Here is a 13097-nt window from a genome sequence, read left to right as displayed (position 1 = left end):
GCATGAACGATCTGGTAATCCGCGGCGGAACGGTCGTCCTGCCGGAAGGCCCCAGCGAGGCGGATGTCGTCATCCGGGGCGAAACCATCGTGGGGATCGAGGCATCCGGCACGGCCAAGGCGGAGCGTGTCGTCGAGGCGGCGGGGCGCATCGTGCTGCCCGGCGGCGTCGATCCGCATGTCCACCTGATGGTCGGCTTCATGGGCCAGCGCAGCGTCTATGATTTCGGCTCTGGCGGCATCGCGGCGCTGCGGGGCGGCACCACCGCCATCGTCGACTTCGCGCTCCAGCGGCGTGGCGGTTCGATTCTCAAGGGCTTCCGGCACCGTCGCAGCCAGGCCGACCCGGTCGTTCCGCTCGACTACGGGCTGCATCAGATCATCACCGACGTGACGGCCGAGAGCCTGGGCGAACTCGCCGCGCTGCGCGCGGAAGGCGTGACATCGCTCAAGGTCTACATGATCTATGAGGATGACGGGCTGAAGGTCGAGGACGGCGCGCTCCACGCGCTGATGGGTCAGGCCGCCCGGGACGATTTGATGCTCGTCCTCCACGCCGAGAACGCCGGCATCATCGAACGGCTGCGCGCGCAAGCCGTGGCTGCGGGGCATACGGCGCCAATCTGGCACGCCCGCACGCGTCCGCCCGTGACCGAAATCGAGGCGATCTCGCGCGCGATCCTGTTCTCGCAGGACACTGGCTGCCCGGTCCATATCCTGCATCTGGTCGCTGCGGGCGCGCTCCCACTGGTCGAGGCTGCGCGCCGGAGCGGCGTCAAGGTCACGGCCGAGACCTGCACGCATTTCCTGGCACTCGACGAAACCGCCCTGGAGCGCCCCAACGGGCACGAATTCATCCTGAGCCCACCGCTCCGCTCCAAGGACAACCAGCAGGAGCTGTGGGACGCGCTTCGATCGGGCGTGCTCTCGGCCGTGACCTCGGACGAGGTCAGCTATTCGGCGGCCGCCAAGGCGATGGGCGCGGCCTCTTTCGCCACCGTCGCCAATGGCTGCACCGGCATCGAGGCGCGGCTGCCTGTGCTCTATACGCTGGGTGTCGCCGAAGGCCGGATCTCCCTGTCGCGTTTGGCCGAGGTCTTCTCGACCTGGCCAGCCGAGATCTTCGGATTCGAGAAGAAGGGCCGCATCGCGCCTGGCTTCGATGCCGATCTGGCGATCATCGATCCGCAGGCGCGCCGCACCATTGGGGCCGCCACCGATTACGGCGATGTCGGCTACAATCCCTATGAGGGCATGTCGCTCACCGGCTGGGCCACGCACACGATCTATCGCGGGCAAATCGCGGTCGAGAATGGCCGCTTTCTCGGCACGCTCGGCCAGGGACGCTTCGTCGCCCGCGCCGCGCCTCGGCGTCCCGATCTGCCATGACGGGACCAGACGTAGCGCTCCGCGCCGATTTCGAGGCGCTGGCTGGCATCGGCCGCGATCCCGCGGGCGGCTGGTCGCGCCCCGGCTGGAGTCCGCAGGAACAGGCGGCACATGACTGGTTCGCCGACCGCGCCCGGGCGGCGGGGCTGTCTGTCCGGCAGGACGCCTTCGGCAACAGCATCGCCCGCCGCGAGGGCAGCGAGGATCTGCCGGCGATCGCAATGGGCTCTCATCTCGATACGGTGCGCAATGGCGGGCTCTATGACGGGGCGCTCGGTGTGCTGGTCGCGCTCGAGGCCGCAAGGCGGATCGCGCCCGGCCCCAGGCCGCTTGAGATCATCGCGTTCCGCGATGAGGAGGGACGGTTCGGCCCGTTCACGGGATCGCGGGCGATGACGGGGGAGCTGGACGAGGCGGGCTTGGAACGGCTGCGCGACGGCGAGGGAGTCTTGCTGGCCGATGCCATGGCTGCGGTCGGGTATCGCCCGGACGGGCCACGCGCTGCGGCACGCGACCTCTCGGGCATCGCCGCCTGGCTCGAAGTCCATATCGAACAGGGGCCTGTGCTCGAGGCTGCCGGACTGCCGCTCGGCGTCGTCACCGCCATCGCCGGACAGCGCCGGCTGTCTTTGCGCTTTACCGGCGTTGCAGGCCATGCCGGCACCGTGCCGATGGACGGACGGCGTGATGCGTTTCAGGCCGCAGCCCGCTTTGCCGTCGCGTTCAATGAGATGATCCACAGCGAAGGCGAGGGCGCGCGCGGCACCATCGGCATCGTGCGCATCACCCCAAACCAGGGCAACGTCGTTCCCGGCGAGGCGCGCCTGTCGCTGGAGATCCGCGATGCCGATAACGGCAGGCTGGACAGGCTGGCCGGCAGGGTCGCCGCTCTCGCCGACGACGCGGCGGTTGCGACCAGGACAAGTGTCTCGGTCAAGCAGGCCTACGCCTCGGCGCCGGTTGCGATGAGCGCGACGCTGATCGCTGCGTTCGAGGCGGCAGCAGTCGACTGCGGACACGCCTCTTGCCGCCTGCTCTCGGGCGCCAATCATGACGCCGGCGTGGTGGGGCGGCATCTGCCGGCAGGCATGCTGTTCGTGCCGTCGCGCGGCGGCGTCAGCCACGCGCCCGACGAGCATACGGACTGGCCGCCGATCGCGGCGGCCGCCGAGGTGCTGAGCCATGCAGCCGCCAATCTGCTGCAATCCCGCGCGATCCGAGACTGAACCATGCCCGAGCAGCCGCTTCGTTCACGTTCGTCGCGTTGGCCGGAGGAGTTCGACTTCCATCTGCCCCTGCCCGAAGGCAACGCCTTCGGCATGCTCGCCCGTTCGGCGGCGCGCGATCCTTCGCATCCGGCCATCCTCTATTACGGAGCGATGATCGCCTATGGCGAGGTGCTGGCGCAGGCCGAGGCGCTGGCCGGCCATCTGCGCCATGTCTGCGGCGTGCGCAAAGGCGACCGCGTGCTGGTCGATCTGCAGAATTCGCCGCATTACATCATCGCCTTCCAGGCGATCTTGCGAGCCGATGCGGTCGTGGTGCCGGTCAATCCGATGAACACGAGCGTCGAGATCGAGCATTATCTCACCGACAGCGGCGCGCGCACCGCCATTCTCGGCGACGAGCTGCTCGACCGCTTCGCGCCGCTGATGCCCCACCTTCTCGACCATGCCATCGTCGCCCGCTACGCCGATGCGTTGCCGGCGCGCTGCAACGATCCGCTGCCCGAGGTGATGTTGCGTCCGCGAACCGATCTGCCGCCCGGGTTCACGCCCTGGACCGCAGCCATCGCCGAGACGCGCAATGCAGGCCCGATGACCGGCACGCTCGATGACCTCGCGGTGATGCCCTACACCTCTGGCACGACCGGACGGCCCAAGGCCTGCCGCCATCCGCATCGCTCCCTGGTCTTCACGGGGTCTCTCCAGGCGAAATGGTACGGGATCACGCCAGACAGCGTGATGACGGCCTTCATGCCGCTCTTCCATGTCGCGGGCATGCAGGCATCGATGTCGTCGGGTCTCTCGGCCGGCGCGACGCTGGTGCTGATGACCCGCTGGAACCGCGACCTGATCTCGCCGCTCTTCCTTCGTCACGGTGTGACCTTCTGGAGCGCGGCGCCGACGATGATCGTCGATGTGATGGCCTCGGATTCGTTCGACGACCGCGCCTTCGACAGGATCACGGTACTGACCGGTGGTGGATCCTCCATGCCCTCGGCGCTCGCCGAGCAATTGCAGGCCCGCTACGGTCTGCGCTTCTGCGAGGGCTACGGGCTTTCGGAGACGCTTTCAGCCACGCATATCAACCCGGTGCGCCACCCGAAGCCGCAATGCCTCGGTATTCCCGTCTTCGAGACGCTGTCGATGGTCGTCGAACCCGGCGGCGTCACGGAGCTGCCGGTGGGCGAGGTCGGGGAGATCCTGATCTCCGGTCCGCAGATCATGCAGGGCTATTGGCGCAACCCGCAAGCCGATCAGGACATATTCGTCGAGATCGGCGGGCGGCGCTGGCTGCGCACGGGCGACATGGGGTGGCGCGACGCCGAGGACTATTATTTCCTGTCGGACCGGCTGAAGCGGATGATCAATGTCGCGGGCTACAAGGTCTGGCCCGCCGAATGCGAGATGCTGCTTTACCGCCATGGCGACATCCAGGAATGCGCGGTCATCGCGGTGAACGACCCAAGGCGCGGCGAGAGCGTCAAAGCCTTCGTCACCCTGCGCAAGGAGGCGCGTGGCAAGGTCAGCGAGGAGGATGTCATCGCGTTCGCCCGCACCGTCATGGCCGCCTACAAACTGCCGCGCTTCGTCGAGTTCCGGGACGCGCTGCCCCGCACCGGTTCGAACAAGATCGACTGGCGTAAGCTGCAGGAGGAAGAGGCGGCCGGCGAGGAGACACGCGCATGACCGACCAGATCTGGTTCGAGGATTTCGAGTCCGGCGCCGTGCTCACCTCGCCCGAGCGGCTGATCACCGTTGCGGACATCGATCGCTGGGCGGCGCTGACCGGGGAAAATCACCCCGTCCATATGGACGAGGATTTCGCGCGCGCCGCCGGGTTTCTAGGGCGCATCTGCCACGGGCTCTTCTCACTGGCGCTGGTCGAGGGGTTGAAGGCGCAGATCGGCGTCTTCGACCGCTCGGTGACGGCCTCCCTGTCCTGGACCGATGTCCGTTTCCTGGCTCCGCTCTATCCCGGCGAGCGGGTCCGTCTGCGCCTCGAACTCGTCTCGAAACGCGCGACCAGGACGCCGGGCCGCGGGCTCGCGACCGAGCGGGGAACGCTGCTCAAGGCTGATGGAACCGAGGTGGTAACCGGTGAGCATGTCGTCTTCCTGCTGAATCGGCCCGACCGCGCATGAGCCTGCAGCGCCCGCCGACGATTGACAGGGCGGACGGCCGCGCCTACGGCTTTTCCGAATTTCGGAAACATGCCGGAGTGGGGCGCGTTGGAGGATCAGGACGAAACGCCGCTGGGCCGGGCCTTCAGAATCGTCGAGATTCTCGCCGCCGCTCCCGAAGCCATGACCTTGACCGAGATCGCAGCGGCCGCCGGGCTCGGCGTCACCACGGCGCATCGCCAGCTCGCCTCGCTCACTGCTCTGGGTCTCGTCCAGAAGGCCTCGGGCAAGACCTTCGTCATCGGCCAGCGAATGCATCGGCTCGCAGGCCGCCTGTCGCAGGGCCGGGACGTTGCTGTCCTCGCCGAGCCGATCTTGTGCGAGCTGGCCGAGCGGTTCGGCGAGACGGCGTTTCTGGCGCGGCTCGACGGCAGCCATGTCCAGCTCGTGGAGACCGCTCTGCCCGATGTCAGCGGCCAGGCCTATGCTCAGCCCGGGCGCGACATGCCGCTTTATGCGGCGGCGTCGGGCAAGATCCTGCTGGCGCTGCAGGACGAGCCTTTCATCGCTCGTTACCTGATGCTGAAGCGCCACGCCTATACGCCAGCGACACGGACCGACGAGGCGGCGATCCGCGCCGATATCGCCACGGCCCGCGCCCGCCACATCGCAATCTGCGACAACGAATTCGACCCGGGCATCCTGTCCTATGCGACGGCGATCCGCGATCCGCAGACGGGCGAGCCCTATGCGGTGGCGGTCTTCGGGCTGAAGGAACGCTTCGGGCAGGTCAAGCCAGCCGCCATCGAGACGGCCCTTATCAATGCGGGGCAAAAACTCTCGCGTGTGCTGCGCGGCGCTTAGCTCCTGGTGGCGGAACGCGGAGATCGATTCCGGGGCGGCATCGGGCGCGGCTGTCGAGTTGCCAAGATTTTCTAATTTCGGAAAATGATTGCGCAAATCGGAATGTGTCGGCACACTGTCAGCCGAACCAGCCCCGTCTCGGGCTACCCGTGCCCTGTCCTGTCGCACCGATGTCGAAGCTGATCCGATCCCGGCCGAATCCGCCCTGCCGGCAGGGTAGGGCGCCATGAGCGACTATCTTCGCCTGGCCGAAGAAAACGGCGTCCTGCTGGTCACGCTGGACGACCCGTCCGGACGGGCCAACCGCACCACGGCGCAGTTCAAGGACGCGTTCGGCGCGCTGCTCGACCGGATCGGCGCAACCCATGCCATGCCGCGCGGACTGATCCTTCTCTCCGCCAAGGCGTCCTTCGGTACAGGTGGCGACATCGCCGAAATGATGGGCGAGGCCGGTCGCGGCGGTGATGACAGCTTCGCCGACAGCCAACGCCTGAAGGCGCTGTTTCGCCGCGTCGAGAAGCTGGGCTGTCCGGTCGTGGCGCTGATCGAGGGCACGGCGGCGGGCGGAGGCTGGGAGCTCGCGCTTGCCTGCCATGCGCGCTTTAGCCTGCCGGGAGACGCGATCCGGCTCGGCCTGCCGGAGGTGGCCCTGGGGCTCGTGCCCGGCGGCGGCGGGCTTCAGCGTCTGCCGCATTGGCTCGGCGCACGGGCCGCAGGGAGGCTGATCGCGCAGGGGCTTCTGCAGACGCCGTCGGCTGCCATGGCCGAGGGCTTGATCGACGGGCTTGCGCCCGATCGCGCCGCGCTCGTCGAACGAGCGATGGCGTTCATTGCCGCAAACCCCGCGCCGGTTGCGCCCTGGGACCGTCCCGGGCATCGGCCGCCGGATTGCGAGCGCCATGACGGGCCGATCGCCGACACGCAGGCTGCGCGTCTTGCGCTCGATGCGATCGGCGCCATTGCCTCTGCGGTGTTCGACGATGGGGCGGCGATCGAATCCGAGCTCTTCGCCCGCTGCGCGACCTCGCCCGCCGCGCGGGCCCTGATCGGGCTCCGGTTCGTGGATCGCAACACGCTGCGCCGTCGCCCAGCCGACCCGGCCTGGAGTGCAGCCTTCACTGAGCGTCTGCGAGAGACGGGTCCCTCACCAGAGGCGCAGGCGCGCGCCGCACTCGGGCAATTGCGGGCGAGCGCGGTGCTTTCCGCCGCAGCGGCGAATGTCGCATCGGTCGAGGCGGGTTTCCCGGCCGAGCAGGGTGGCGTTCTGCGGTTCATTGCGACAGGCGGCCTCGGCCCGCTGGCGGCCGAAGACGAGCGGCGTCTGGCTGCTGTCGAGGCGGCCGATCGCGACATTCTGGAACAGGCGGCGGCAGGCTGAGGCCCGTCGGCGACAAGCGGATCAGTTGGAAGGCAAGCGGATCAGTTGAAAGGATTGCGTGGATGAAGCGACTGCTCAGCACAGGGCTCAATGCAGGCTCGGACACCGTCGTCGAAGTGGTGGGAGGCAAGGGCGCCTGGTTCGAATTGTCGGACGGCCGCTTCGTGCTCGACGGGTCGAACACGGCAGGTGTGCTCGGCCATGCCCATCCCGATATGGTTGAAGCCGTCCGGAGCGCGGCGGGCCATCCCGCCGTCAGCGAGGGCTGGGCCTATCGCGACCGCGAGCTCGCGGCCGAGGAGCTGATCGACACCGCCTTCGCCGATGAGAAGGAGTGGATCGGTGCGGTGCGCTTCGGGCTCTCGGGCAGCGAGATCAACGATCTTGCCCTATCGCTGGCCCAGGCGGTGACGGGCCGCGCGCCGATCGCTACGCGCGAGCGCTCCTATCACGGGCTCACCGGCCTGTCCCGAGACGTGACGGTGCAGCCGCATTGGCATGGCGGGATTTCCCGTCTGACAGGTGGCGTCCTGCCGACCGCGCCGACGACCCAGGTCAGGGTCATCGCGGCGCCGATGGGCTCGCTCTGGGGGGAGCGCGTCTACGACCTGGCCGCTGAGAGCCCCGACGAAATCCGCGCCAAGCTCGACGGGACCGCTGCCACGATCATCGACTACAGCCAGGGCGGCATCTATCACGACGGCGCCTATCAGGACATGGTGGCCAATTCCGCAAAGTCCGCGGGCTCGCTGTGGATCGCCGACGAGGTGGTGACCGGGGCCGGCCGCTCCGGCCGCTGGTTTGCCTTCCAGGGAGGCCAGACCCGGCCGGACATCGTGACCATGGGCAAGGCGCTGGCCGGTGGAGCTTCGCCGATCGGTGCCGTCATCCTGTCGAAGGAGATGGTCGAGCGGCTGGGTGGCGGCGCCTGGCAGGCCTATTCGACCTTCCGCGGCCACCCCATCGCCATGGCGGGGGTGCGCACTTATCTGCGCGTACTCGAGCGTGACAAGCTGCTCGCCCGCGCCGCGGAACTCGGAGGCCGCATCGGCCAGCGCCTGCTGAGGATCGCGCAGAAGCACCCCTCCGTGTCGCGCATCGACGGTCGCGGCATGCACTGGACCATCGAGCTGCATGGCCCGCACTGGAAAGACTGGCGCGCCGATACGGCCGACGTCCCGCTGGCCTCGCGGGTCTCGACGAAGGCCTTCGATCTCGGGGTCGTCATTGGAACCTCGGGCGAAGAGACCTCGCTCTTCCTGGCTCCGCCGTTGATCGTTTCGGACAGTGATATGGACCAGATCCTCGATGCGCTGGACGAGGCCCTGCTGGTCGCCGATGCCGAATACGAACGCAAAGCGGGCTGACCAGGAAACTTGCGCTGACGAGGAGACTTGCGATGACCAAGGCGATCGACGCAGCGGCGGATGAGGCCGCGATCCGCGCGGTGCTCACGGACTATTTCGACGGGCTTTACTATGGGCGGATGGATCAGTTCGCCCGCGCCTTCCATCCCGAGGCGAGGCTCTTCACGGTGACGGCCGGCAAGGTGACGACCATCGACTATGAGCCCTACATGGAGCGTTGCCGCGGCCGGGCGGCGCCTGCCGATAGCGGGGCGGCGCAACTGGCCGAGGTGCTGGAACTGACGGTGACATCTGGCGATACCGCCCATGCGCGGGTACGCGATGCGTTCCCGCCGCGGACTTATGTCAACGACCTCTGTCTCGCCAAGGCGGGCGGACGCTGGGCGATCGTCTCGAAGGTCTATCACGCCGAAAACTGATACCTGGCCTGCTGCCGGTTCCGTGGACGGTGAGTTGAGCTATTGCGACCTTCTTTTCGAACGCGACTGGGCTGAGATAGCTTATCGTCGAGTGCCTGCGGATCATGTCGTAGGACGGCTCATTCTTCACGCGAACCGGCCTTACTTCGCTCGAAAACGCTCCAAGCGCCTATTGCGTCGGGTCGAGCACCAGATGGTCAGGCGCGACTTCGGTATATCGCGACGGCGCGGGAACGTGATCGGCGGGATGGATGGGCGAACTTAGGACCGGGTGGCCGGTCACGCTGCGCGTCGCCCGTCGCGTCGGATCGGCGATCGGAACCGCCGACAGAAGCGCCCTTGTATAGGGGTGCTGCGGGGTCTCGAAGATTGCGGCGCGCGGGCCGATCTCGACGATCCGGCCGAGATACATCACCGCGACGCGATGGCTGATCCGCTCGACGACGGACATGTCGTGGCTGATGAACAGGCACGAAATTCCCAGATCCGCCTGCAGCTCCATGAGCAGGTTCAGCACCTGCGCCTGCACCGAGACATCCAGCGCCGATACCGCCTCGTCGGCGATGATCAGCTTCGGGTTGAGCGCAAGCGCACGGGCGATGGCGATGCGCTGACGCTGGCCGCCCGAAAGCTCGTGCGGGTAAAGCTCGATGAAGCCGGCGGGCAGGCGCACACGGTCGAACAGCTCCGCCACGCGTCGCTGCAGGGCCTGTCCCGAGAGCCGGTCGTAATTGAGCAGGGGCTCCGCCACCTGGTCGAACAGGCGCATCCGCGGGTCGAGGCTCGCATAGGGATCCTGGAAGATCATCTGCATCTTGCGGCGCAGCGCGTGCATCCCCTGCGCCGGCTGGACCAGAACGTCCTGCCCGTCCAGCACCACCTCGCCCGACAAGGGTTGGATGAGCCGCAGGATCGAGCGGCCGCAGGTCGACTTGCCGCAGCCGGACTCGCCGACGAGGCTGAGCGTCTGGCCGCGATCGATGGTGAAGCTCACATCCTCGACCGCGTGGACATTGGCGATGGTCCGGCGCAGCAGCCCCTTCTGGACGGGGAAGCGGGTGCACAGGTGGCGCACCTCGAGAAGCGGCGCAGCTTCCGTCCCCGCAGCGGTCGCGATGGCGGGAGCGGCCGCCGCGCGGGGGGCGTCGCCAGTCGCGATGCCACGCATCGGTGCCGGGCAGGTCGTGCCGCGCATCTCGCCCAGCCTGGGCACGGCGGCCAGTAGCGCGCGCGTATAAGGGTGTTGCGGGTCGGAGAAGATCGCCTCGACCGGACCATCCTCGACCTTGTCGCCGCGATACATCACCACGACCCGGTCGGCCATCTGCGCGACCACGGCCATATCATGGGTGATGAACAGCACCGCCGTTCCGGTCTCGCGCTTCAACCTGTCGATCAAGGCGAGGATCTCGGCCTGGATCGTCACGTCGAGCGCGGTCGTCGGCTCGTCGCAGATCAGCAGGCGTGGCTCGCAGGCCATCGCCATGGCGATCACCACGCGCTGGCGCATGCCGCCCGATAATTCATGCGGATATTGCTTCAGGCGGCGCTCGGGTTCGCTGATCTGCATCTGCGTCAGCAGGTCGAGCGCGCGGGCGCGCGCAGCGGCTGCCGGGATGCGCCGATGCGTCAGGATCACCTCGACCAGCTGGCGCCCGATCGTGAAGACGGGATTCAGCGCCGTCATCGGCTCCTGGAAGACCATGCCGATCTGGCCGCCACGGATCGCACGCATCGTGGCCTGGTCGGTTTGGGCGAGGTCGATCACGCACCCGTCGGCCTGCCGAAAGCGCAACTCCCCTCCAGCGATCCGGCCGCCGCCGAATTCGACGAGCCGCATCAGCGACAGCGCCGAGACCGACTTGCCCGAACCGGATTCGCCGACCACGCAGACGCATTCCCCAGGCGCGATGTCGAAGCTGACGTCGCGCACGCCGAGGACGGGGCCGGAATCGGTCTCGAACGCGACGCGCAGGCCCGCGATCGAAACGAGTGGGCTGGGCGCCGTCAGGCCGGATGCTTGCGGAGCATGGGACGTATCGAACATCAAACCTCCCCGGGACGGGCCCGGCCATCCTAATGGCAGGCGACGCCGCAGCCGGAGCAGAGCATCCGGCGGGGTGCGGACCTGTCTCGAAAAAAGTACTATTTGTTACATATTGACTGCGATGTGGCGTGCTTGCAATATATTTTACATATTCTGGCGATCGGGACAGGTGCCTTCGGGATGGATCAGAACCTCATATGCGGCGCTGCCGGCGACTGCGCCTGCCGCATGCGCGGCTGAGCCTCCAGATGTTCCAATACACGCTGCGCCGACTGCTGGTGGCGATCCCGACGCTCCTGCTGATCAGCCTGGTCATCTTCCTGCTTCTTGGCCTCGCGCCCGGCGATCCGATGGCGCAGTTGCCACTTACGATTCCGCCCGAGGTGAAGGAGAAGATGCGCCAGTCGCTCGGCCTCGGCGATCCCTTGATGCTGCGCTACCTGCTGTGGCTCAAGCAGTTCTTCTGGATCGAGCCGCTGCATGTCCTCGACACGGTCTTCGGGCTGAACCTGGCAGGGTACAGCCAGCGCGTGATCTCGTGGCAGTCGCGCGCGCCCGTCGCCGATATCATCGCGCTGCGCCTGCCGCAGACGCTGTGGGTCGTGGGCCTGGCTTATGTTGTGGGGATCGCGATTGCGCTGCCGATCGGCATCCTCTCGGCCTATCGGCAACATAGCTGGTTCGACCAGCTCGGCACCTTCCTCTCGATGATCGGCTTCTCGGTGCCGACCTTCTTCACCGGGGTCGTGCTGATCGTGATCTTCTCGGTCGAGCTGCACTGGTTTCCCTCGCTCTACGATACGACGCTGAAGGTCACCGACTGGAACAGCTTCCTGATGCAATTGCGCCAGATGGTTCTGCCGGTGATGGTGCTGGCGCTCTACAATGCCAGCCAGATCAGCCGGTTCATGCGGGCCTCGATGCTCGACAACCTGCGGCAGGACTATGTCCGCACCGCCCGCGCCAACGGCCTGAGCGAAAGGGTCGTGGTGCTGGTCCATGTGCTCAGAAACTCGATGATCCCGGTCGTGACCGTCATCGCGATGGGCGTGCCGCAGATCTTCGGCGGCGCCATCATCACCGAGCAGGTCTTCAAGGTGAATGGCATCGGCGAGCTGCTGATCTCGTCGATCCAGGCGAATGACGTGCCGATGGTGCAAACCCTGACCTTCATCTTCGCGGTGCTGATCGTGCTGTTCAACCTGGTCGCAGATATCCTGTACGGCGTTCTGGATCCGAGGATCCGCTATGACTGAGCGGGGATCCACTATGACTGAGGCTGTCGCGCCCGCTGCCCGCCGGCGCTCGAGTCAGACGCGCGATGTCTGGCGCCGGTTCCGCAGCCATCGCGGCGCGGTGATCGGCGTGGTGATCCTGGGGGCGATCCTGCTGGCGGTCATCGCCGGACCCTGGCTGTGGCAGCTCGACCCGACCGCGCTGGCGATGCGGCTGCGCAACAAGGGCCCGTCGCTGGAGCACCCGCTTGGCACCGACCAGCTCGGGCGCGACATGCTGGCGCGATTGATCGCGGGCGGTCGGGTCTCGCTGACGGTCGGGCTGACGGCGATGGGGCTGGCGCTGCTGCTGGGCACGCTGGTGGGGGTCTGTGCGGGGTTCCTGCGCGGGCTCGACGGGGTCCTGATGCGCTTGACCGATCTGTTCCTGGCGCTGCCGCTGCTGCCGCTGCTCCTCGTCATGTCGATGCTGTTCCGCGAGCCGCTGTCGCAATGGCTCGGTGCCGAGACGGGGATATTCCTGCTGATCGTCACCTCCATCGGTGGAACCAGCTGGATGCACACGGCGCGCCTCGTGCGAGGCGAGGTTCTGAGCCTGAAGGAACGCGAATTCATCCTTGCCGCCCGGTCGATCGGCACGCAGCGGGCTAAGATGATCCTGCGCCACATCCTGCCCAATGTGCTGTCGCCGATCCTGGTTTCGGCCACGCTCGGGATCGCGAGCGCGATCATGACCGAAAGCTCGCTGTCCTTCCTCGGGCTCGGCTTCCCACCGGATTTCCCAACCTGGGGGCGACTGCTTTACGACGCGGTCGATCAGATTCAGCTCTATCCGATGCGGGCGATCCTGCCTGGCATCGCGATCTCGCTGACGGTGCTTTCGGTCAATTACATCGGCGACGGATTGCGCGACGCGATGGATCCGCGGATCCGTGGGCGCTGAAGGATCGTTTCGACGCCTCCAGCCCTCATCCTGAGAGGCTGGCCTGACATGAAACGAGCGATATCAAGGGCCTTCGATCGCCTACCATCACCCTCGCCGTCATTCCGGAC

Annotated in this window: 11 protein-coding genes; 10 read left to right on the top strand and 1 reads right to left on the bottom strand. The window is 67.0% G+C overall.

Going from position 1 to position 13097, the window contains the following annotated elements; genetic code table 11:
* Positions 1-2: 2 nt before the first annotated feature.
* The 8 genes from hydA to RMR04_RS16740 all read left to right on the top strand — a co-directional run bounded on the left by hydA (position 3) and on the right by RMR04_RS16740 (position 8762).
* Positions 3-1388 carry a dihydropyrimidinase gene (gene hydA, locus RMR04_RS16775; RefSeq protein WP_311909472.1) on the top strand — a complete coding sequence of 462 codons (1386 nt, stop codon included), beginning with the start codon at positions 3-5 and terminating at the stop codon, positions 1386-1388.
* Positions 1385-2614 (top strand): Zn-dependent hydrolase, encoded by a 1230-nt coding sequence (locus tag RMR04_RS16770; protein WP_311909471.1) that lies wholly within the window; start codon positions 1385-1387, stop codon positions 2612-2614. Before hydA ends, RMR04_RS16770 begins: the two co-directional genes overlap by 4 nt.
* A 3-nt stretch (positions 2615-2617) precedes the next feature.
* Complete coding sequence (locus tag RMR04_RS16765; protein WP_311909470.1) at positions 2618-4300, top strand: long-chain-fatty-acid--CoA ligase; 1683 nt, start codon at positions 2618-2620, stop codon at positions 4298-4300.
* Positions 4297-4755, top strand: coding sequence for a MaoC family dehydratase (locus RMR04_RS16760; RefSeq protein WP_311915747.1), 459 nt, complete (start codon positions 4297-4299; stop codon positions 4753-4755). Before RMR04_RS16765 ends, RMR04_RS16760 begins: the two co-directional genes overlap by 4 nt.
* Before the next feature lie 69 nt (positions 4756-4824).
* Positions 4825-5598: an IclR family transcriptional regulator gene (locus tag RMR04_RS16755; RefSeq protein ID WP_311915746.1), complete on the top strand. Its 774-nt coding sequence runs from the start codon at positions 4825-4827 to the stop codon at positions 5596-5598.
* 226 nt (positions 5599-5824) lie between these two features.
* On the top strand, positions 5825-6976 hold the full coding sequence (locus RMR04_RS16750) for an enoyl-CoA hydratase/isomerase family protein (protein WP_311915745.1): 1152 nt from the start codon (positions 5825-5827) through the stop codon (positions 6974-6976).
* 62 nt (positions 6977-7038) lie between these two features.
* Positions 7039-8343 carry a class-III pyridoxal-phosphate-dependent aminotransferase gene (locus tag RMR04_RS16745; protein WP_311915743.1) on the top strand — a complete coding sequence of 435 codons (1305 nt, stop codon included), beginning with the start codon at positions 7039-7041 and terminating at the stop codon, positions 8341-8343.
* 32 nt (positions 8344-8375) lie between these two features.
* Positions 8376-8762 (top strand): nuclear transport factor 2 family protein, encoded by a 387-nt coding sequence (locus tag RMR04_RS16740; RefSeq protein ID WP_311915742.1) that lies wholly within the window; start codon positions 8376-8378, stop codon positions 8760-8762.
* 169 nt (positions 8763-8931) lie between these two features.
* Here the strand turns inward: RMR04_RS16740 and RMR04_RS16735 are convergent, their stop codons facing one another.
* Complete coding sequence (locus RMR04_RS16735; protein WP_311915741.1) at positions 8932-10809, bottom strand: ABC transporter ATP-binding protein; 1878 nt, start codon at positions 10807-10809, stop codon at positions 8932-8934.
* Positions 10810-11057: 248 nt separating this feature from the next.
* Between RMR04_RS16735 and RMR04_RS16730 the strand changes: the two genes are divergently transcribed.
* A complete protein-coding gene (locus tag RMR04_RS16730) occupies positions 11058-12065 on the top strand; it encodes an ABC transporter permease (protein ID WP_311915740.1) in 1008 nt (335 codons plus the stop codon).
* Between the two features lie 13 nt (positions 12066-12078).
* Positions 12079-12987, top strand: a complete 909-nt coding sequence (locus RMR04_RS16725) for an ABC transporter permease (RefSeq protein WP_311915739.1) — start codon at positions 12079-12081, stop codon at positions 12985-12987.
* The last annotated feature ends 110 nt before the right edge of the window (positions 12988-13097 follow it).

The sequence above is a fragment of the Bosea sp. 685 genome (genome assembly GCF_031884435.1).
In the GTDB taxonomy this organism is placed as follows: Bacteria; Pseudomonadota; Alphaproteobacteria; order Rhizobiales; family Beijerinckiaceae; genus Allobosea.
The sequence above is the reverse complement of the archived record's forward strand: the minus strand, read 5'-3'. Positions and strand labels throughout refer to the sequence as shown.